Source organism: Streptomyces sp. NPDC004838, assembly GCF_053600955.1.
In genome coordinates this window covers 50739-72232 of record NZ_JBSGAW010000022.1, presented here as the reverse complement: position 1 = coordinate 72232, position 21494 = coordinate 50739, and the positions used below count along the sequence as shown (strand labels likewise).

19 protein-coding genes are annotated in these 21494 nt (G+C 70.5%); 12 read left to right on the top strand and 7 right to left on the bottom strand.

Annotated elements, in window-relative coordinates:
• The first annotated feature begins 77 nt into the window (after nt 1-77).
• Nucleotides 78-431 carry a zinc ribbon domain-containing protein YjdM gene (locus ACWEFL_RS23945; protein ID WP_451716299.1) on the top strand — a complete coding sequence of 118 codons (354 nt, stop codon included), beginning with the start codon at nt 78-80 and terminating at the stop codon, nt 429-431.
• A 556-nt stretch (nt 432-987) separates the two neighbouring features.
• Here ACWEFL_RS23945 and ACWEFL_RS23940 read toward each other — a convergent pair.
• Nucleotides 988-1782 (bottom strand): SAM-dependent methyltransferase, encoded by a 795-nt coding sequence (locus tag ACWEFL_RS23940; RefSeq protein WP_451716128.1) that lies wholly within the window; start codon nt 1780-1782, stop codon nt 988-990.
• Between the two features lie 441 nt (nt 1783-2223).
• Here ACWEFL_RS23940 and ACWEFL_RS23935 point away from each other — a divergent pair, with 441 nt between their 5' ends.
• From ACWEFL_RS23935 to ACWEFL_RS23885, 11 genes are all read left to right on the top strand, one after another.
• On the top strand, nt 2224-2433 hold the full coding sequence (locus tag ACWEFL_RS23935; RefSeq protein ID WP_451716127.1) for a ferredoxin: 210 nt from the start codon (nt 2224-2226) through the stop codon (nt 2431-2433).
• Complete coding sequence (locus tag ACWEFL_RS23930; protein WP_451716124.1) at nt 2423-3790, top strand: NAD(P)/FAD-dependent oxidoreductase; 1368 nt, start codon at nt 2423-2425, stop codon at nt 3788-3790. Before ACWEFL_RS23935 ends, ACWEFL_RS23930 begins: the two co-directional genes overlap by 11 nt.
• A gap of 64 nt (nt 3791-3854) precedes the next feature.
• On the top strand, nt 3855-5075 hold the full coding sequence (locus ACWEFL_RS23925; protein ID WP_451716121.1) for a cytochrome P450: 1221 nt from the start codon (nt 3855-3857) through the stop codon (nt 5073-5075).
• 240 nt (nt 5076-5315) lie between these two features.
• A complete protein-coding gene (locus tag ACWEFL_RS23920; protein ID WP_451716118.1) occupies nt 5316-5924 on the top strand; it encodes a fasciclin domain-containing protein in 609 nt (202 codons plus the stop codon).
• 262 nt (nt 5925-6186) lie between these two features.
• Entirely contained in the window at nt 6187-6531 is a 345-nt protein-coding gene (locus ACWEFL_RS23915; RefSeq protein WP_451716116.1) for a hypothetical protein, read from the top strand.
• Nucleotides 6532-7109: 578 nt separating this feature from the next.
• Entirely contained in the window at nt 7110-7883 is a 774-nt protein-coding gene (locus ACWEFL_RS23910) for a DeoR/GlpR family DNA-binding transcription regulator (protein ID WP_451716113.1), read from the top strand.
• An 82-nt stretch (nt 7884-7965) separates the two neighbouring features.
• Entirely contained in the window at nt 7966-9528 is a 1563-nt protein-coding gene (locus ACWEFL_RS23905) for an APC family permease (RefSeq protein WP_451716110.1), read from the top strand.
• Complete coding sequence (locus ACWEFL_RS23900) at nt 9525-10958, top strand: FGGY family carbohydrate kinase (protein WP_451716107.1); 1434 nt, start codon at nt 9525-9527, stop codon at nt 10956-10958. The genes ACWEFL_RS23905 and ACWEFL_RS23900 overlap by 4 nt, the downstream gene beginning before the upstream one ends.
• A complete protein-coding gene (locus ACWEFL_RS23895; RefSeq protein ID WP_451716104.1) occupies nt 10955-12394 on the top strand; it encodes an FAD-dependent oxidoreductase in 1440 nt (479 codons plus the stop codon). The genes ACWEFL_RS23900 and ACWEFL_RS23895 overlap by 4 nt, the downstream gene beginning before the upstream one ends.
• Nucleotides 12394-13665, top strand: a complete 1272-nt coding sequence (locus ACWEFL_RS23890; RefSeq protein WP_451716101.1) for an NAD(P)/FAD-dependent oxidoreductase — start codon at nt 12394-12396, stop codon at nt 13663-13665. Before ACWEFL_RS23895 ends, ACWEFL_RS23890 begins: the two co-directional genes overlap by 1 nt.
• Nucleotides 13666-13906: 241 nt before the next feature.
• Nucleotides 13907-14539 (top strand): TetR/AcrR family transcriptional regulator, encoded by a 633-nt coding sequence (locus ACWEFL_RS23885; protein ID WP_451716097.1) that lies wholly within the window; start codon nt 13907-13909, stop codon nt 14537-14539.
• 151 nt (nt 14540-14690) lie between these two features.
• On the opposite strand, the gene ACWEFL_RS23880 is transcribed toward ACWEFL_RS23885, so the two are convergent.
• The 6 genes from ACWEFL_RS23880 to ACWEFL_RS23855 form a co-directional block, all read right to left on the bottom strand.
• Nucleotides 14691-15344, bottom strand: a complete 654-nt coding sequence (locus ACWEFL_RS23880; RefSeq protein ID WP_451716094.1) for a pentapeptide repeat-containing protein — start codon at nt 15342-15344, stop codon at nt 14691-14693.
• Between the two features lie 275 nt (nt 15345-15619).
• On the bottom strand, nt 15620-16294 hold the full coding sequence (locus ACWEFL_RS23875; RefSeq protein WP_451716091.1) for a type 1 glutamine amidotransferase domain-containing protein: 675 nt from the start codon (nt 16292-16294) through the stop codon (nt 15620-15622).
• A gap of 116 nt (nt 16295-16410) precedes the next feature.
• On the bottom strand, nt 16411-17970 hold the full coding sequence (locus ACWEFL_RS23870) for a GMC family oxidoreductase (protein ID WP_451716088.1): 1560 nt from the start codon (nt 17968-17970) through the stop codon (nt 16411-16413).
• Nucleotides 17967-18938, bottom strand: a complete 972-nt coding sequence (locus ACWEFL_RS23865) for a carbohydrate ABC transporter permease (RefSeq protein ID WP_451716085.1) — start codon at nt 18936-18938, stop codon at nt 17967-17969. Before ACWEFL_RS23865 ends, ACWEFL_RS23870 begins: the two co-directional genes overlap by 4 nt.
• Nucleotides 18939-19009: 71 nt before the next feature.
• Nucleotides 19010-20095, bottom strand: a complete 1086-nt coding sequence (locus ACWEFL_RS23860) for a carbohydrate ABC transporter permease (RefSeq protein WP_451716082.1) — start codon at nt 20093-20095, stop codon at nt 19010-19012.
• Nucleotides 20073-21371, bottom strand: coding sequence for an ABC transporter substrate-binding protein (locus tag ACWEFL_RS23855; RefSeq protein ID WP_451716079.1), 1299 nt, complete (start codon nt 21369-21371; stop codon nt 20073-20075). The genes ACWEFL_RS23860 and ACWEFL_RS23855 overlap by 23 nt, the downstream gene beginning before the upstream one ends.
• Nucleotides 21372-21494: the final 123 nt, after the last annotated feature.

Sequence of the window (21494 nt, the reverse complement as noted above, 5' to 3'; positions counted from 1 at the left end):
GAGCAGGCGGTGACGACATGAAACCTGATGTCAGTGATGCACAGGAACGTACAAGGCAAGGGAAGACGATGACCGATGTGACCGAGACACTGCCGCCGTGCCCCGAATGCGCCGGCGTGTACACCTACGAGATGGGCGCGCTTCTGGTCTGTCCCGAATGCGCCCACGAGTGGTCGCCGACCTCCGCCGAGTCCGAGGGCGGCGGCGAGGACGGGGTGATCAAGGACGCGGTCGGCAACGTGCTCGCCGACGGCGACACCGTCACCGTGGTCAGGACGTTGAAGGTCAAGGGCAGCCCGTCCGGGATCAAGGCCGGCACCAAGGTGCGCAACATCCGTCTCGTGGCAGGCGTCGACGGCCACGACATCGACTGCAGGATCGACGGCTTCGGTCCCATGCAGCTCAAGTCCAGCGTGGTCAAGAAAGCCTGACCAGGCGCCCCGGCCCGCGCTGGTGCTGCGGCCGGAGGGGTTTGCCGTCGGCGCGCGGCGTCCGGTGCGGTGCGGTGCGGCGCAAGGCAGAGGTCCGCGGCTCGTACTCTCCGTACTCGCGCGGTCCGGCAACGCGGCGTGGGGGTACCTCCCGGGCCGCAGGGCCCAAGCATGGGGGTACCTTCCGGGCCGCAGGGCCCAGGGGGAGCAGGGCGTCGCGGGCCGGTGAACGTCTCCGGTCACCGCACCAGGCCGCCCACAGGGGCAGGCGGTCCCGTCCCGAGCGGCGAGGCGCCTGCCCGTGGCAGGCACATGGGACGGAACCGTACGCGGAGTTCATCCGGGAGGTCGGCGAGACGGCCGGACGGTCGCCGCGCCCGGACAGCTCACCGAGGAGGGCGCGAGCCCGGCCCGGCGCCGTGGCGGCACCGGCCGAAGAAGTCCGGCCTCACGCAGGCCGCGGCTGCCGGGGTGCCCCACCTCGTCGGCCCTGACGTCACGGAGTACCCCGTCCGCCGTCGGCCCTGACGTCACGGAGCACCGCGTCCGCCGTCGGTCACGGCTTCCGTGCCACGCCGCCCCACCCGGCCCGCACGGTCAGCCGACCGGTAGTGGCGTCGGGGTGCCAGTTCGGCCAGGACACGTACCCCGGCTCTACGAACCGCAGCCCTTCGAACAGTGCGATCGTCTGTTCGGGCTCGCGGAAGATGTAAGGAATGGCGCCACTCCGGTTGTATTCGTCCTGAATGGCCCGGTGCTCCTCGTCCGCGGCGGTCGAGTGGCTCAGCGACAGGTAGCTGCCGGAGGGCAGACGGTCCATGAGCCGGCGCACCAGCCCCAGAGCCTCGTCCCAGTCGACGATGTGCCCGAGTACGTCATTGATCACCAGGGCGACAGGCCGGCTCAGATCCAGGGTCTTCACGGCACCGTGGAGGACGGTTTCGGTGTCGCGCATGTCGGCGAGGATGTAGTCCACCGCGCCCGCGGTACTGCTCTCGCCCATGGCCTCGACGTGCCGCAGGACGAGCGGGTCGTGGTCCACGTACACCACACGGGACTCCGGGGCGACGCGCTGGACGACCTCATGGGTGTTGTCGGCCGTGGGGAGCCCGGCGCCCAGGTCGAGGAACTGCCGTGTCCCCGCCTCACGCGCCAGGTAGGTCACGGCGCGGACCAGGAAGGCCCGGGACTCCCGGGCCATGGGGCGGATGTCCGGATATCCGGAGCAGTAGGCGTCGCCCGCCGCCTGGTCGGCGGGGTAGAAGTCCTTGCCGCCGAGCCAGTAGTTCCACACCCGGGCGCTGTGGGCCACGGACGTGTCGATCTCGCCCGGCTTCATGGGTTCGGTCATGCGGGGTCCTCCCTGGACTGTCTGGGATGGGGCGTGATCACGCGGGATCGGTCCGGCAACCGGCGGAACGCGGTCACCGGTGAGGCGGCATCCCGGATATCGGCTGTCGAGGCCCCTTCCCGGTCCCCGTGATCCGGTGTCCCGGGCACGGCGACCCCGGAGAAGGCGGGTGCGGGCACGCCGGTCGGGGCCGGCGGGGCTCACGCCGGCTGGGCGCCGGCTTTCCCGACGAACCGTCAAGGTGGCTCCGCTCCTGTCGTCGGCGATGGCCGGGGTGTCCAGTATCGAAGAGACCCCACATGATCGGGAAGCGCGCTTCCGGCCCGCCGCGTGCTTCCGCGTTCCTCTGACGGAGTGTCGCCGTTTCCCTCTGGCCCATCCCGAGCCGCGTCGGCGATCGCGGGACGGTAGGACGGAGACGACGGAAGGAAGTGGTTCGCGATGCAGATCGTTGTCGACCTCAATCGCTGCCAGGGCTATGCGCAGTGTGTGTTCCTGGCTCCGGAGGTCTTCGAGCTCCATGGCGAGGAGTCGCTGATGTACGCGCCGGCCGTCCCCGACGAACACCGGGAGCGGGTGGGCCGGGCCGTGGCGGCCTGCCCGGTCCAGGCGATCTACGCCGGTGAGCCGGCGGGCACCGATGTCCGGTGAGCCGCGCGGCGGGCGCATCGTGGTCGTGGGGGCGTCCCTGGCCGGGCTGCGGGCGGCCGAGGCCCTTCGGGAGAAGGGGTTCTCCGGTGAGCTGACCATCGTCGGGGACGAGCCCCGCCCGCCGTACGACCGGCCCCCGCTGTCCAAGCAGGTACTGCTGGGCCGGGTGTCCGCGGACGACGTCGGCCTGCCGTGGCGCCGCGCGGTGGACGCGCGGTGGAGACTCGGGACGCCCGCCGCCGGGCTCGACCCCGCGAGGAAGCGCGTGCTGCTCGCCGACGGCGAGGAGCTCCCGTACGACCGGCTGCTGATCGCCACCGGAACACGGGCGCGTCCCTGGCCGCACCCCGACGAGGCCGCTCTGGACGGGGTGCTCACGCTGCGCACCGTCGGCGACGCCCGTCTGCTGGCCGCTCGTATGGACGCCGAACCCCGCCGGATCCTGGTGATCGGCGCCGGATTCACCGGTTCGGAGATCGCCTCCGCCTGCCGGGAACGCGGACTGGAGGTCACGGTCGCCGAGCGCGGGCCGGCGCCGCTGGTCGGCGCGCTCGGGGGGACCCTCGGCCAGCTCGCCACCGTCGCCCAGCTGTCGCATGGGGTCGATCTGCGCTGCGGGGTGACCGTCACCGGGCTCGTGGGCTCCGACGGCCGCCTCACGGGCGCGGACCTGTCCGACGGCAGCCGGATCGAAGCCGACGTCGCCGTCGTCGCCCTCGGCGCGGTCCGCAACACCGAATGGCTTGCCGGGTCGGGGCTCGCGGCAGGGCCCCGAGGCGTGGCCTGTGACGCGGGATGCCGTGCTTTCGACATGTACGGCATCGTCACCGACGACATCTTCGTCGCGGGTGACGTCGCCCGCTTCCCGCATCCGCTGTTCGAGTACCAGATGCTCTCCCTCGAACACTGGGGGAACGCGGTCGCGCAGGCCGAGGTGGCCGCCCACAACATGGTCAGCCCGGGGCCGGACAGGCGACCGCATCTGGCGGTGCCCGTGTTCTGGTCGAGCCAGTTCGGACTCAACATCAAGTCCGTGGGCGTGCCGACCTTCTCCGACCAGGTGATGCTCGCGCAGGGCTCGCCGCGCGAGCGCAAGCTGGTGGTGGTGTACGGCTACCGCGGGCGCGTCACGGCGGCGGTCAGCGTGAACCGGGCCAAATGGCTGGAGTACTACCAGCATCTGATCGAGACGGCCGCGCCCTTCCCGCCCCCGCCCGGCGCGGCCGACGGCCCGACGGCCCCGGCCCCCGTCCCCTCCGACGTTCCGGACCCCGCCGTCCTCTCGCACGGTCCCACCGTCGCGCTCACCGGCCATCTGCCCGACCGTCGCCTCGCCGTCGTCCGCCGGGACGGCTGAGCGGCCCGACACCCTCACCGACGAGGAGCACCCGACTGGTGCCCGCGACAGAAAGGGTCCACCAGTGACCTCGGACACCCTCTACGACCGGATCACGGACTACGCGAACCGCGCCGACCCCTACCCCCTCTACGCCGAACTGCGCGAGAACAAGGTCGCACGGCAGCACGACGGCACCTATCTGGTGGGCACCTACCACGAGATCACCGCCCTGCTCCACGACCCCCGGATCAGCTCGGACACCCGCAACCGCACCGACCCGGAGCAGTACGTGTTCCGCGACGAGCTCCTGCCGCCGTCCTTCATCGCCCTCGACGATCCCGAACACGACCGGCTCCGCGGCATCGCGATGCGCCCCTTCGGCCCGCCCCACACCCCCGGACGCATCGACGCCTTGCACGCCGACATCACCGCCATCGCCCGTGAACTCATCGCGGGGCTCCGGGACAAGGGCAGCGTCGACCTCGTCGACGACTTCGCCTACCCACTCCCGGTCACCGTCATCAGCCGGCTGCTGGGTGTGCCCCACGACGACATTCCCCGTGTCCACGCCTGGACCACGGTCATCATCGCCAGCCTCGACTTCAGACCCGGTGAGGATCCGGTCGAGCGCCGCGAGGCCGCGTCGGAGGCCCGTGTGCAGATGGCCGAGTACCTCGGGGAGTTGGCCCGTGACCGACGCGACAACCCCGGCGACGACATGCTCTCCGCACTGGTCAACGACATCGGACCCGAAGGGCCCCTCACCGAGATGGAGTTGAAGACCACCGCGGTCCTGCTGCTCATCGCCGGGCACGAGACCACGGTCAACCTCATCACCAACGGCATGCTCACCTTCCTGCGCCACCCCGAAGAACTCGCGCGGCTGCGCGACGAACCCGAGCTGATGCCGGCGGCGGTGGAGGAACTCCTCCGCTACGAACCCCCGGTCCAGCTGCTGCCGCAGCGCACCCCGCTCACCGACATCGAGGTCGGGGGCACCACCATTCCCAAGGGCGCGCCGCTGATTCTCGTCCTGGCCTCCGGGAGCCGTGATCCACTGCGGTTCGAGCACCCCGACCGATTCGATCCGACCCGCCCGGACAACCGGCACCTCGGCTTCGGCAGCGGTGTCCACAGCTGTTACGGCGCGCCTCTCGCCCGTATCGAGGCACAGATCGCGCTGACCGAGATCCTGCCCCACCTCGGTTCGTTCCGGCTGGCCGCCGACCCGCCTCCCTACCGTCGCAGCCCCGTCCTCCGCGGCCCCCGCCATCTGCCGGTCGAACGCGGGGGCGCGGGCTGAGGCTCCGGACCCCGGCCCACCTGCGGCGCAGGGGCCCGGGATGCCGAAGGACGTGTCCGGGGTTTCAATGGTGGGTGGCTCGACTTCAGAGTCAGCACGAGGCGCCGGTTCGGTTCGGTACGAATGCCCGGCCGGCAGCCGCAGCCGCGTGGAGCGGCCTCGGGCCGACAGCCCGTCTCTCGTCCGGATCCGGTCGTTTCGGCCCTCAAGGGTCTTTCCCGTCAGGAATGAGGAACCGGCATGAAATCCATCCGTGTCCGTCGCACTGCCATGGCCGCCACGGCGGCTCTCTCCCTTCCGCTGTCCCTGGGCCTGCTGTCGCCGCAGGCGCTCGCCGACACCGCGACACCGAGCCCGACGACACCCAGTGCGTCCGAGCCCTTCGGGCCGGGATGCTCCTCGCTCCCGAAGAGCGGGACCGGCAGCGCCATGGAGATGGCGAAGGAGCGGGTGGCGACGGCGATCGACACCAACCCGCATCTGTCGATGCTGGCGGACGCGGTGAAGAAGGCCGATCTGACCAGCACGCTGGACAAGCTCAAGAACAGCACGGTCTTCGCGCCGACGAACGCCGCGTTCAACACGATGGGCAAGGCGAAGGTGGATGCCCTGCTCAACGACAAGGCCCAGCTCAAGAAGCTGCTGACCTACCACGTGGTCGAGAAGGACATCAAGCCGGCCGATCTCCCCCACGGCAGCTTCACCACCCTGGAGGGCAGCAAGCTGACCACCTCCGGATCCGGTACCTCCTACAAGGTCAACGGCACGGTGCCCATCAGCTGCGGCAACATCCACACCTCCAACGCCAAGCTGTACATCGTCGACGGCGTGCTCGCTCCGCCCTCGTAGCCGACCGCGGTTCTCTGCGGGTCCGCAGGCGTCACCGTGCCTGCGGACCCGCACGGCTGCGCGCTTACGGAGGTCGGAGGCGGTGCGGGATCCGGCACAGAGCCCGGTAGCCCGGGGCGGGCGGGGCCCGGCGGGGCCGGGGTTGTGCGTCAACTGTCAAGGCCGCTGCGCGGATCGGCAACGACATACCCCGTGAGCTTGCGGATCCTGATGGCGGGCCGGCGTACGAGACGCCGGCCTCCGGCTATCGGAAGGGGTAATCATGCGCACCCGCAAGATCCTCGCAGGGCTCGCCCTGGGCTCGGCGCTGGCGCTGGGCGGCCTGGCGTCACCGGCTCAGGCGGTCCCTGGAGCCGCCGCGGAGACCTCGCCCGCCGCCGTCGCCGCAGCCGACTGGTCGTGCAGCACCATCGCGAACCAGTACATGTACTTCCAGCCGAACACCCCCATGCACGCCGCCCCACTGGGCAGTTCCCAGGTCTACGCGTGGTTCTCCAGCCCGCAGTTGATCAACGGTTCATGTGTGAACAAGCACGGCAACCAGTGGTGGCGCACGGACTACGGCGCCGTCTACGGCTACATCTACAACGGCTACCGGACCGGCTGACCGGCCGTCACGGCACATCCGCCCCGGACACGGCGGCGGGCCCGGCAGGACATGCGAGGCGCTGCCCTGAGACGGTTCGTCCGAACCGTCTCAGGGCTTCCGCGTGCTCACGCCGATCGCGCTCGCGGCGTCGGCCGGGCTGGACACGGTCGCCGTACGCGGTTCGGCCGCCCGTTCGGCAGGCATCCGTCCAACGTCTTACGCCGTGACGTTCTCACGCGCCTCACAGAGATTAGCCATGGCCGCAACCGGAGCCACACGCGGGTGACCGGCCTCCGGGCGGCCCCGCGTCGTCGCACGGCTGCCTTCCGTACGCGTCCTCGGATGTCCCGCTCGTCCGCCGGTCCGGGAGGGGCCGAGGGCCGGCCGCATGGACGCCCTGGGTCGCCGAGGCTCCCACCCGCCCCCGGACGGGCCCGCCACCCGCTCCCTGCCACAGCGGCTCCCGCCGTCCCCGTATCTCTCGCGGATCTCTCCCGGAGATGAATTTCCGGTCAGCCCTTGACGAACTTTCGGTCAGCAATCCACAATTCCAGTCACGCCCGGTCATCTGTGGGCGATTGCAGTCAGGAGTTGTCATGCTTCCCGCAGAGCGTCATCGGCGGATCTCCGCCGTCGTGGACCGCGTGGGCACTATCAGCACCGAGGATCTCGCGGACCAGCTTCAAGTGTCGGCCGAGACGGTCCGCCGTGACCTCGGCCAGATGGAGAAGCGGGGCGCGCTCCGCCGGGTGCGCGGCGGGGCCGCGTCCCTCGCCGTGGCCCTCAGCGTCGGCGGCGAGGAGGCGTCCTACACGGACCGCGCCCAGTCGGGGACACGCGCGAAGGCCGCCATCGGCGCCGCCGCGGCGAGCCTGGTGCGGCCGGGGACGACCCTCGTCATCGATGTCGGAACGACGGCCGTGGAGATCGCCCGCGCGCTCCCGCTGGACTTCCGCGGCACCGTGGCGACCCCGTCCCTGCTCGTGGCCGGCATCGTCTCGGCGCTGCCGCACGCGACCGTGCTGCTGCCCGGCGGCCGGCTGCGCGGCGGCGACCTCGTCTGCTCCGGCCCCGAGACGGTCCGGTTCTTCGCCGAGCTCTACGCGGATCTGGCCTTCATCGGCTCCGGCGGCATCGACGCCTCCGCCGGCGTGACCGACTTCCACTACGAGGAGATCTCCACCAAGAAGCAGATCCTCGCCAACAGTGCCCGCGCGTACGCCGTCGCCGACGGCAGCAAGTGGGGACAGGTCGCCGGACACCGTGTATGCGCGACCGGCGACTGCACGGGTGTGATCACCGACACGTCCGCGCCGAACGAGCTGATCGCGGCCGTGAGGGAGACGGGATGCGAGGTGATGGTGGCCTGAGAAGTCACCACGGCATTCGCACGGTCAACCTCTTGAGTTCCTGTTCTCTATATTGAGCAGGGTTTTGAAAGGAAACACTCCCATGGCCACCCATGAATCAGCGATCACCGGCGGCGCAAGACCGCAGGAACCGGGTACCGGCGGTCAGCAGGAAATGAAGCGCGAACTCACCCGGTACGCGTCCTTCGCCATGGCATTCGGATTCGTGTCGATCGCCACCGGAATCTTCACCACCTACGGATCCGTGCTGAACAGCTCCGGGCCGCGAGGAATATTCGCCTGGCCCATAGCCGTCATAGGCCAGCTCTCCGTCGCGCTCGTCTTCGGCGCCCTCGCCGCCCGCATCCCCATCAGCGGCTACGCCTACCAGTGGGTGTCCCGCCTGGTGAACCCGGTGTGGGGCTGGATCATGGGCTGGATCTCCTTCTCCTTCCTCGGCGTCGTCGTGGTCGCGGTCGACTACACCATCGCCTCGACGATTCTCCCGGAACTCTTCCAGTACCAGGGAACCCAGCAGAACGCATGGGCGATCACCGCCGTCGTGATTCTGCTGCAAGCCGTGCTCGTCGCCTGGTCCACGCACTTCACCCACCAGGTCAACAAGACCGCCGTGACCATTCAGCTCGTCGGCATGATCGCCTTGACCGTGCTGCTCTTCGCGGTCGGCGCCTTCACCGGGAAGCTCGACTTCTCCACGCTGTTCCAGACCGCTCCCATCCCGGAAAGCGGCTACTACAGCCTGGGCACCGCCGGTGAAGCCGGACCGTTCGCACTCGCATTCCTGCTCGGCGCTTTCACGATCGTCGGCTTCGAATCCGCGGCCAACCTCGCCGAGGAGACCCGCGACCCCGCCCGGGTCATTCCCAAGGCCATGGTCCAGGCCGTGCTCTCGCTCGGCGTCCTCGGCTTCCTCTTCCTGATCGCGATCACCGCGCTGATCGAGGACCCCGTCGCCATGGCCCAGTCCGCCACCCCCGTCGCCACCGTCATCACCGAGGTCCTCGGCTCCGGAGTCGGCAAGGCGCTGCTGGTCCTGGTGGTCGTCGCGATCTTCTCCTGCGGTCTCGTCATCACCATGAGCGGCACCCGACTGGTGTGGGCGATGTCCCGCGACGAGCGCTTCCCCGGCTGGCAGTCGCTGCGCAAGATCCACCCCACGCGCGGCACACCCCTCAACGCCACCCTGTTCATCTTCTTCGTCGCCCAGATCATCCTGGCGAGCTTCGCGATGTCGACCGACGCGCTGTTCTCGCTCTTCTCCGCCGCGACCCTGCTGCCCGCCATCATCTACGCGGGCACGGTCCTCATGTACGTCGTCAAGCGCAAGTCGCTGCCGCCGACCCAGGGCTTCTCGCTGGGCCGCTGGGAGATTCCCGTGATCGTCGTCGCCTCGGTCTGGCTCGCGTACGAACTGCTGATCTTCCGTGACGCGTCCTTCCGCGACCCGTGGATGTACGTCCTGGTGCTCTTCGCCATCGGCGGCGTCTACTTCGCCTACCTCCTCGTACGCCGCGGAGTCTCCGGACTGACCATGCCGGACATGGCGGACGTCGACCGGGCACTGGACGCCGACAAGACGGTCCCCGCCCCCGTGACCGCCGAGACGGCGGCGCTCTCCGCACCGGACGAGGTGACCGGACGATGACCGTCGTTCTCGCCGTCGACCAGGGAACCTCCGGCACCAAGGCGGTCGTGGTCGACGGCTCCGGCGAGGTCCTCGCCATCGCCGAGGCCGAGCTGCGGCCCCGCTACGGCGACGGCGGAGTGGTGGAACAGGACCCGCGGGCCATGCTGGCGTCCGTCCTCGACACCGGCCGCCGCGCCGTGGCCGAGGCCGGACGCACCATCGACGTCGTCGCCCTGGCCAACCAGGGCGAGACCGTCCTCGCCTGGGACCCAAAGACCGGTGAACCCCTGTCCGAGGCGATCGTCTGGCAGGACAGGCGCGCCGAATCCGTCTGCGCGGAACTGAGCGAGCACGCCGAGTGGGTCGCCGCCCGCACCGGACTCGTACTCGACTCCTACTTCTCCGCGCCCAAGATGGCCTGGCTGCGCCGGAACGTCACCACCGAAGGCGTGGTCACCACCTCCGACACCTGGCTGGTGCACCAGCTGACCGGTGAGTTCGTCACCGACGCCGCCACCGCCAGCCGCTCCCTGCTCACCGACATCGACGCCGTCGAGTGGGCCCCCGAGCTGATCGACCTGTTCGGTCTCGGGGCGGAGCGGCTGCCCCGGATCGTCGCCTCCGACGAGATCATCGGGACGACGCGCGCCTTCGGCGGCGAGATCCCGGTGGCCGGACTGATCGTCGACCAGCAGGCCGCCCTCCTCGCCGAGGGGTGCGTCGACGTCGGAGAGGCCAAGTGCACCTTCGGCACGGGAGCCTTCCTGCTGGCCAACACCGGCACCACGGCGGTCCGCTCCACCTCCGGACTCACCTCCTCCGTCGCCTGGCGGACCGCCGAAGCCACGCCCTACTGCGTCGACGGCCAGGTGTACACGGCCGCGTCGGCGATCCGCTGGATCCGCGACCTGGGCTTCATCAAGTCCGCCGGCGATCTGGACGCGGTGGCGGCGAAGGAGTCGGACGGCACCCTCTGCGTCCCCGCCCTGGCGGGCCTCGCGGCCCCCTGGTGGCGGCCCGACGCCACCGCCACCTTCACCGGCATGACCCTGTCCACCCGCCCCGAGCATCTGGTCCTCGCCGTCCTCCAGGGCATCGCGGCCCAGGTCGCCGCCCTGGGCGAGCTGGTCGAGGCCGACCTCGGCACCCCGCTGACCCGGCTCCGCGCCGACGGCGGCCTCACCCGCAGCCGAACCCTGATGCAGGCACAGGCCGACCTGGCCCAGATGCCCGTGGACATCTATCCCTCCGCCCACGCCACACCGCTCGGAGCCGCCGCACTGGCCCGCCTGGCGATGAACCCCGCGATGACCCTCCGCGACGCCGTCGGCGCGTGGCAGCCCTCGGCCGTGTACGAGCCGCGGTGGTCGGCGGACCGGGCGGCGCAGTTCCGCAGTACATGGACGGCGGTCGCCGAGGCCACCGTCCGCAAGGGAGATCTGACATGAGCAACACCCCCGGCCTCGATCCCGCTCCCATCCACGACGTCGTCGTGATCGGAGGCGGGATCGTCGGCGCGGCGATCGCCCGCGAGCTGGCGGGGAACGCGGTGTCCGTGGCACTGGTGGAAGCACGCGGCGACATCGGCGACGGCACGAGCAAGGCCAACACCGCCATCCTGCACACCGGCTTCGACGCCACGCCGGGCACCCTCGAATCCCGCATGGTGGCCCGCGGCTACGAGCTGCTGTCCCGGTACGCGACCGAGACCGGCATCCCCGTCGAGCACACCGGAGCCATCCTCGTCGCCTGGAACGAGGAGGAGCTCCAGGCCCTGCCCGGCCTCAAGGAGAAGGCCGAACGTAACGGATACCGGGAGTCCCGGCTGATCGGGCCGGACGAGGTCTACGCGGCCGTCCCCGCCCTGGGCGAAGGCGTCCTGGGCGGTCTGACCGTGCCCGGCGAGTCGATCATCTGCACCTGGACGACCAACCTCGCCCTGGCGACCGACGCCAAGGAGCGCGGCGTCACCGTCCTGCTCGACCACCCCGTCACGGCCGTCACCGCCGACGCCGAGGTCACCACCCTCCACACCGAGGCCGGCCCGGTCCGGGGCCGCTGGATCGTCAACGCCGCCGGTCTCGGCGCGGACCGCGTCGACGCCCTCTTCGGACACGAACGCTTCACCGTCACCCCCCGGCGCGGCGAACTCTTCGTCTTCGACAAGCTGACCCGCGGACTCGTCGACAAGATCGTGCTGCCCGTCCCCACCTCCCGCGGCAAGGGCGTCCTCGTCTCGCCGACCGTGTACGGCAATGTGATGCTCGGCCCCACCTCGGAGGACCTCACCGACCGCACCGCCACCGGAACGTCCGAGGACGGCTTCGCCTTCCTCCTCACCAAGGGCGCCCGGCTCATGCCGAGACTCCTCGAAGAGGAGGTCACCGCGGTCTACGCCGGTCTGCGGGCCGCCATCGACCACCCCGACTACCTCATCGAGGCCGACACCGCCCAGCGGTACGTCCTGGTCGGCGGCATCCGCTCCACCGGACTCACCGCGGGCATGGCCATCGCCGAGTACGTGAGGGACCTCCTCGCCGACTCCGGACTCGCTCTCGAGAAGCGGGACGACCTGCCCGAGCCGCCGCGCATGCCCAACATCGGCGAAGCCGGCGTACGCCCCTACCAGGACGACGCCAAGATCGCGGAGGACCCGGCCTACGGCGAGATCGTGTGCTTCTGCGAGCGCGTCACGGCCGGCGAGATCCGCGACGCCTGCCACGCCCCGCTCCCCGCCCGCACACCGGAAGGGCTGCGCCGCCGCACCCGGGCCATGAACGGACGCTGCCAGGGCTTCTTCTGCGGCTCCGCCGTCCAGCAGCTCATGAACGAACACAGCGCACCCGCCGACCACGCGCGGACGTGCCACGAGGTGACCCGCTGATGAACACGCCCGCGACACCCCCCACCACCCTCACCCCGGACGTCCTCGTCATCGGCGGCGGCCCCGCCGGGCTCACCACGGCCGCCGCCCTCGCACCGCGCATCGGCGGAGAAGTCCTCGTGCTGGAGCGCGAGAAGGAAGCCGGCGGCATCCCCCGCCACAGCGATCACACCGGCTACGGGCTCCGCGATCTGCACCGGCTGATGACCGGCCCCGCCTACGCGAAGCGGCTCACGGCCGACGCCTCCCGCGCCGGAGCCGTCATCAGGACCGGTGCCATGGTCACCCACTGGGCCTCCGACCACGCCGTCGACGTCACCAGCCCCCAGGGCCGGTTCAGAGTCGAGCCCAAGGCCATCGTCCTGGCCACCGGAGCACGGGAACGCCCCCGCACCGCCCGCCGCGTCCCCGGCGACCGCCCCGCGGGCGTCTACACCACCGGCCAGCTCCAGAACGCCGTCCACCTCCACCACCAGAAGGTCGGACAGCGCGCCGTCGTCGTCGGCGGCGAACTCGTCAGCTGGTCCGCCGCCCTCACCCTCCGCGAAGCGGGCTGCTCCGTCGCCCTGATGGTCAGCCAGTACGAACGGACCGAGTCGTACGCGGCCTTCAACCTCGGCGGCAAGGCCCTGCTGCGCGTCCCCGTCGCCAACCGGACCCGTGTGGTCCGTGTCATCGGCAGGCCGCGCGTCGAGGCCGTCGAGATCGAGGACCTCGACACCGGAGCGCGCCGCACCGTCGCCTGTGACACCGTCGTCTTCACCGGGGACTGGATCCCCGACCACGAACTGGTGCGCGACGGCGGCCTCGAACTCGCCCCCGACACGCTCGGACCGCTCGTCGACACCGCGCTGCGCACCAGCCGGCCGGGCGTCTTCGCCGCGGGGAACCTGCTCCACCCCGTCGACACCGCGGACATCGCCGCGCTCGACGGGAGGCACGTCGCCGACCAGGTGAAGTCCTGGCTCGACGGCGGCGGTCGTCCGAAGGAGCCGACGCCGGGTGTGCGGCTGCTCGCCGAAGCCCCGCTGCGCTGGGTCTCGCCGGGAGTGCTGCGGCCGGGTGACCCGGCTCCGCCCCGCGGGCGTCTGCTGCTGTGGACGGACGAGTTCATCCGCGTACCGCGCGTCACCGTCTCCCAGGCGGGCCGTGTGGTCTCCGAGAAGACCCTGGCCTGGCCCGCCGCGCCCGGCCGTGTCTTCCGCGTGCCGTGGTCCGTCATCCGCGGCATCAGCCCGAACAAGGGGCCGGTCACCATCGCGGTCCGCTGAGCGGGCGCACGCCTCCGGCGAGATCCCCGAGCGTGCCGTACCGGTGCTCTCCCGCACCGGGAGGCCACCGGCCGGGGCGGGCGCGGACATCGCCCTGCCCCCGGTGACCCGGACCGGGGGTCCGCGTACGGCGGTCCCATGGCGCGGCGGTCCCGCGATCCGGTGAACCCGAGTCCCGTGCCCGGCCCCCGTCGCGATCGCGGGGCCGGGCGTCCGACGGGCGTGTGCGACGATCGGCCGCATGAGCGCCACCACGGGACGACGAGTCGGACGGCCGCGTGCGTCGCAGCGGCCGGAGAGCGGACTGTCCGTACGGGACGAACTCCTCCGGGCAGCAGTGGAATTGTTCACCACACGCGGCTACGCGGCGACCACGACGAGGGCGGTCGCGGAGAGCGCCGGGATGCGGCAGGCGACGATCTACCACTACTTCACGGGAAAGGAGGATCTGCTGGCGGAACTCCTGGAGTCGACCGTGGCCCCGTCCCTCGCCCTGGCGCGCCGTCTCCTCGCGGACTCCGGCCGCCCGGCCGAGGACCGTCTGTGGGAACTGTGCCGCTCGGACGGCGAACTCCTGTGCCGGGGCCCGTACAACCCGGGCGCGCTCTATCTCCTCCCGGAGGTGCGCGGCGAGCGTTTCGCGGACTTCCACGCCACACGGGCCGAACTCAAGGCCGCGTACGGCGAGTTACTGGCGGCGACGGAGGCCGGCGGCGGACTCGACGCCACCGAGCGCGCGCTCCGGACGGATCTCGTCTTCGGTCTGGTCGAGGGCCTGATCCTGGTCCACCGCGACGACCCGGCCCGTGGGCCGGACGGCCTGGCCACGGCGATGGCGGACGCGGCGCTGCGTATCGCGGGCGCGGGGCGGTGAACGCTGTCCCGTTCGCGGGCGCGCGGCTGTAAGGGCCGTCCCGTGCCGTGACGGCCCCGCTTGCCGGACGGGCGATCGCACTCTCCGGAGGCGAGGGCGGCCGCCCCTTCCGGCCCGGCGCGGCGCCGTTACCCGGTAGACCCACCCGGGCTCAGCGGTCCTTGACGGTGACGCCGAGCGCCTGTGCGAACAGCGGCGCCAGGTCCATCAGCTGCGGACTGCTGATCGTGGCCCCCTTCAGCGACTCTCCACCGTCGGCGATTCCCAGCTGCGCGACGGTGCGCAGATCCACCTTGCTCATCCGCGACGTGGCGAAACGGACGCTCTCCAGGGTGGAGCCGGGGAAGGTGACCCTCTCCAGCCGCGCCCCGGTGAAGTCGACGTCACGCAGCAGACAGTCCACGAACGAGACGTCGAAGAGCGTGGCCGCCCGCAGATTGACCGAGTCGAGCTTGCAGTTGTGGAACGTCACCCGGCGCAGCTCCGCGCTGAACATCTCCAGCCCCGCCAGCGAGCCCGCCACGATCTCCGCGTCCATCCATCCCGTCTCCACCAACTCGGTGGCCACCCAGCGGACCGTGTGCAGCCACACCTCGTTGAAACGGGCGCGCCGCATCCGTCCCCCGGCGAAGACGACCGAGGTGAGCGCCGACTCGGTGAAACGGACGCCGTCCGCGTCGAGGTCGTCGAACGTCTCCTCGTCCAGACGAACGCAGTCGAGATCGCCCTCCCGCTCCAGCCCGCCGGCGAAGGGGACCAGATGATGCACATACGGAAGCTGCGACAGACGGCGCGGTTCGGGCATGACGGACCTCATGGCTGGCTCGGATGGACGGCTGAGGGGCGGCCGGGCGGCGCGGGGCATGCCCGCCCGCCGGGAGAGCCGGCCTACCCGGCCGGCCGCGTCCGCCCCTCACACTACCCCGGCCGAGAGGTGATCGAATGCCCTGAACGGCCTTCCTTTCAAAGGCTCCGAGGCGGCTCCTGAAGGGCCCTCTCGCAGCCTTTTCGAAACCTGAACGTCGGGCCGTATGGAAAGGGGCGCGAAAGGCGCTCAGGCGGCGATCTGTGGCTTCGTGGTCATCGGGTCAGCAGCTTCAGCACCGCCTCCGCCACGCCCGCCGCCGACGCGGGGTTCTGACCCGTCACCAGCCGTTCGTCGACGACCACATGTGCCTGGTAGATCCCCCCGTCACTGTGGCGCGCACCGCGCTCCGCCAGCGCGTCCTGGAGGAAGAAGGGCACGACGTCGTCCACACCGCTCTCCCGCTCCTCGGCGTTGGTGAACGAGGTGACGTTCCTGCCGTCGATCAGAAACCGACCGTCGGGCAGCGTGAGGTCCAGCAGTCCCGCCGGACCGTGGCACACGGCCGCCACCGCGCCGCCCGCCGCGTACACGGCGGACCCGACACGGGCCAGCGCGGCGTTGCCGGGGAAGTCCCACATCGCGCCATGGCCCCCGACGTACAGAACCGCGTCGTAGTCGGCCGGGTCCACGTCGTCGAGCCGCGCGACGACGTCGAGATCGATCTCCTCCAGGAAGGCGCGCTGGACCGGATCGGAGATGTCGGCGCCGTCGATCGGGGGACGGCCGCCCCGGACGGACACCAGCTCGACGCGGCAGCCGGCGTCCGTGAACACCCGCCAGGGATGCGCCGCCTCGGAGAGCCAGAACCCGGTCTCCCGGCCGGATGAGCCCAGTTCGCCGTGGCTGGTGAGCACGAAGAGGATCGCCGGGGTGTGAGGTGCGGACATCGTCTCTCCTGAGTGTCGATCGGTTGGAGTCGGTGACGGCCGGGTCTCCGGGGCGCGACCGCCGCGTCACGGCCATGACGGCCGGTCCCGGCCCGCCAGGGATTACGGGACAGCCCTCAGCCGGGGGACTGGGCGGTACGGCGGATGAGAGCCGCGGCCCGTTCGGCGATCGCGAGCGTCGGAGCGTTGGTGTTCCCCCTCGGCACGGCGGGCATCACCGAGGCATCGGCCACCCGGAGTCCGGAGACCCCTCGTACCCGCAGCTCGGGGTCGCACACCGCCGTCTCCGCTCCGCCCATCGCGCAACTGCTCGTCGGATGGTGCATGGTGACGACGTTCTGACGGATCCACTCCCGTATCTCCCGGTCGGCGCTCCCGGTCCGCGTCCCCGGCGCCGTCTCACCCGCCGTCAGTCCGGCGAACGGCTCGCGGGCGGCGATCTCACGGGCCATGCGCACCCCCGCCGCGAGGATGTCGACGTCGGTCTCGTCGGCGAGATACGCCGGGTCGATCGCGGGGGCGTCCGCGGGGTCGGACGAGGCGAGCAGGATCCGGCCACGGGAGTGCACCTCGGAACAGGTCACCAGGACGATGACGCGTTCCGCGTCGTCACCGGCGGCGGGAGAGGGAATCGCGGGCGGGACGACGTGGTACTGGAGATCCGGCGCGGCCAGTCCGTCACGAGTGCGCAGAAAGCCGCCGCTCTCACCGCCGTTGGAGGTCAGCGGCCCGCGCCCCAGCACCCGCCACAGCAGCTCGCTGCCCCGCCCGCCGCCCGCGGGCCCGGGAACGCGCCACACCATGTCGACGCGCGGATGGTCCTGGAGCCCCACACCCACCGACGGCGAGTCGACGACGGCGTCGATGCCGTGCTCGGCGAGATGCCCGGCATCGCCCACGCCCGACAGCATGAGCAGCTGCGGCGAGCGGATCGCTCCGGCGCACAGGATCACCTCCCCGTCCGTACGGGCCTCGTGCTCGACGCCGTCCCGGAGATAGCGCACGGCGGTGGCGCGTCCCCCTTCCACGACGATCCGGGTCGCCAGCGCTCCCGTCGTCACCGTGAGGTTGTCCCGCCCGGCCGCCGGGCGCAGATAGGCGTCGGCCGCCGACCGGCGCCGGCCGCACCGCTGGGTGAGCCGGTAGAAACCCACGCCGTCCAGTTCGCCGGAGCCGTCGGGCGTGTCCGCGGCGAACCCGTCGTTGGGGCTCAGTCCGTACGACTCGGCGGCGGCCACCCAGGCGCGGGTCAGCCGGTTGCGGTGACGGTGGGTCTCGACGCCGAGCGTGCGTTCCACCGTACGGAAGTACGGCAGCAACTCGTCGAAGCCCCAGCCCGCGCAGCCGTACTCCTCGCGCCAGGAGTCGAAGTCCGCGCGGCTGCCCCGCACATAGATCATGGCGTTCGTCGACGAGGTGCCGCCCAGGGTCCGGCCGCTGGGCCAGTACACGCTGCGGTCGGCCGCATGGCGCTGGGCGACGGTGGAGTAGGCCCAGTCGTAGGGGCTGTGGAACAGCTTCCCCATGGCGGCGGGGACGCGGATGTCGTCGGAGTCGTCCGGCGGTCCGGCCTCCAGCAGCAGGACCCGGCACGCGGGGTCCTCGCTCAGCCGGGCGGCGAGCACACAGCCCGCGCTGCCCGCGCCGACGACGATGTACGTGTACGGACGCGTCATCCCTTCACCGCCCCGGCCATGATCCCGCCGATGAGCTGCCGCCCGAGCAGGGCGAAGACCAGCAGTACGGGAAGAGTCGCGAGCGCCGTCCCGGCGAGGATCAGCGAATAGTCCTGGAAGTAGCCGGCCGAGAGCGTGGAGATGGCCACCTGGACGGTGGGGTCCTCGGGGGTGAGCACCACGAGCGGCCAGAAGAAGTCGTTCCATGCCTGCATGAAGGTGAAGACGCCGAGCACGGCGGCGGCCGGCCGGATGGCGGGCAGGATCACATGCCAGTACACGCGGAAGGTGTGACAGCCGTCCATCCGCGCCGCCGCGATCAGCTCGTCCGGCACGCCCTCGCTGATGAACTGCCGCATCCAGAAGACCCCGAAGGCCGTGACCATGCCCGGCACGATCACCGCGGGCAGCGTTCCCGCCCAGCCGAGCCGCCCCATCAGGATGTAGAGGGGGATGATGCCCAACTGCGTGGGGACCATCATGGTGCCGATCACGATCATCAGCAGTGCCTGACGGCCGCGGAACCGGAGCTTGGCGAAGGCGAACCCGGCGAGCGAGCAGAACACCAGCACCGAGACGGTGATCGCGCCCGCCACGATGGCCGAGTTGACCAGCGCGAGCATGAAGTCGGTGGTCTCGAAGACCCGCCGGATGTTCTCCACCAGATTTCCGCCAGGGATCAGCGGCGGGGGAGTGCGGGCGACGGCCTCGTTGTCGTGCGAGGCGACCACGGCCGTCCAGTACAGAGGGAACGCGGACGCGAGGACGACGGCGGTCAGGATCGCATAGGTGAACGGTCCCGCCTCGTTGAGCCGTGTCAGCCGTGGACGACGGCGCGGCCGGAGCTTCCCGCCGCCTCTGGTGTCCGTGGCGGACGTGGCGCCCGTGGCGGCCGTGTCGTCAGGGGGGCCCGCCCCGCCGGCCGGAGTCCCGGTCGCGGGGGCGTTCCCCGCGCTGTTCACCGTCATCGCTCTCCGTTCCTCTCCGCGAGTCGTCGTCGGCGTCGTCGACATCGTTGGGTCGTGGGGGTGAGCGGCCGTCAGCCGCTGCTGCGGATCCGCCGGGTGATCAGATAGTTGACGGCCGCCGCCAGGACGATGACCAGGAACATCACCCAGGCGATGGTGGCCGCGTAGCCGAAGTCGAACTCGCGGAAGCCCTGCTCGTACAGGTAGATCGTGAGTGTCTGGAACTGCCGGTCCGAACCACCGGTGACGCCGCCGGGCGTCGGATCGAACAGCAGCGGCTCCGCGAACAACTGGAGCCCCTGGATCGTCGAGACGATCACGGTGAAGATGATGACCGGCCGCAGTGACGGAATGGTGATGTGGCGGAACATCTGGAAGCCGCTCGCGCCCTCCGTCAGCGCCGCCTCGTACCGCTCACGGGGAACCGTCTGCATCGCGGCGAGATAGATGAGCGCGTTGTAGCCCGTCCAGCGCCAGATCACCATCACCGAGATCGCGATATGCGACCCGGCCCGGTCGCCCTGCCAGTCGACGGGGCCGACGCCGACGAGGTCCAGGCTCCAGTTGACGAGCCCGAAGTCCTTCCCGAAGAGCTGGGTGAAGATGATCGCCACGGCCGCGACCGAGGCGACGTTGGGCAGGATCACGCCCATCCGGAACGCCGTCCTGGCACGTAGCCGGACGTTGAGCATATGCGCGAGTCCGAGCGCGAGGAGGAGCTGAGGGACGGTGGAGAGCACCCAGATGGAGACGGTGTTGAGGAGCGCGTTCCAGAAGTACTCGTCGGTCAGGAGCCGCGCGTAGTTGCCCAGGCCGACCCATTCGTCGGGGCTCGTGCTGATGAGCTCCCACTCGTGCAGCGACACATAGAGCGTGTAGCCGATGGGGAAGAGGCCGAAGCCGAAGAAGAGCAGGAAGAACGGGGAGACGTAGAGGTACGGAGAGAGCTTCTCGTCGAGCCGCCGCCAAGGCGATCCCCGGTCGGGTCTGCCGCCCTTCCCGGCCCCGCTCCCCGGCGCGCTTCCCTCTCCCTTCTCCTTCCCCTCCCTGTTCCTTCTCTTCTTCCCGGCACCGGCCGGGGCCGGGTCCGGGGAACCCGCCCCGGTCCCGGCTCCGGCCTCGGCCGTGGCGCCGCTAGTCAGCAGCCTTTTTCGCATCGCTCACAGCCTTCTTCCAGGCTTCCTCCGGTGTCTCACTGCCCTGCTCGACCCGGCGGATGCCGTTCTGGATCGCCAGCCGTACGGCGGCGGCCTTGGGGCCCTGGTACTGCGGTTTCAGCGCCTTGGCCGAGTCGGTGAAGATCTTCCCGATCGGCGCGTTGCCGAAGAACGGCTTTGTGAAGCCGGTCATGGCCGGGTCCTCGTACACCTTCGGAGTGGAGGGCAGATTGCCGATCTTCTTGAAGACCTTCATCGCCTGCTCCGGCGCGGTCAGCCACTGGGCCAGCTTGTACGCCTCCTCGGCGTTCTTGGACTGCTTCGGCACGGTCAGCCACGAGCCACCCCAGTTACCCGCGCCGCCACCGGGCACCGATGCGATGTCCCACTGGCCGGACGTCTTGGGCGCTTGGCTCTGGATGAAGGCCGTCACCCAGGCGGGACAGGTGACCGTGGCGAACTTGCCCTGCTGGAACGCGGTGCCCCAGGCCGGGCTGAAGGCGGCGATGTTCGCGGAGAGACCGGCTTCCGTGGCCCTCGTGGCCAAGTCGAAGGACTCCTTGACCGCCGGGTTGCTCTCGACGATGAGGGAGTCGTCCTCGTCGTAGAACGCCTTCGGCCGCTGTCCGAGGACCGCGTTGAACATCAGCGCGCCGCTGTCGAAGAACTTCGCCCCGGTTTTCGCCTCCATGAAGCGTTCACCGGTCTTGATGTAGCTGTCCCAGTCGGGCCAGAGCTTGGAGACCGACTCGCGGTCGCTCGGCAGGCCCGCCTTCTCGAAGAGGTCCTTGCGGTAGCAGATGGCGAGTCCGCCGACATCCGTGCCGAGCCCGATCTGCGTTTTGGCGTCGGCCTTCGACTGCTCCCACTTCCACGGCAGCCACTGGTCCTCGAGCTTCTCGGCGCCGAAGTCGTACAGATTGTTGAAGTTCTGCGGCTCTGCCGTGAACTGGCCGAGGAAGTCACCCTCGATGGCCACCACATCCGGAGCGCCGCGGCCCGAGGCGAGCCGGGTCGCGAGCTGCGTGTGATGCGTCTGGTAGTCGCTCACCCGCTCCACGATGGTGACATTCGGGTTCTGTTCCATGTATTCCTTGTACAGATCCTTGAAGCCGAAGTCGTTGAACGTGCCGATCGTGAGACGGACCTTGGCGTCCTTGCCTCCGTCGCCGCTCCCACCCCCGCCGCATCCCGCGAGCGCCGCTACGAGCGTGCCCACGGCCACGAGGACGACCGGCGCGCGTCGGCTCCCTCTCGTCCGTCGCGATCCCTCCATCTGAACGCCTCCTTCGCCTGGCGTGAGGGTCCGGGCTGTATGTCCCCGATGTGATGGCCCTCCCGGGTGTGGGTGAATCTAACCCCGCACTCCTTCCAGGGCAATAGATAGGAAGGGGTGCTT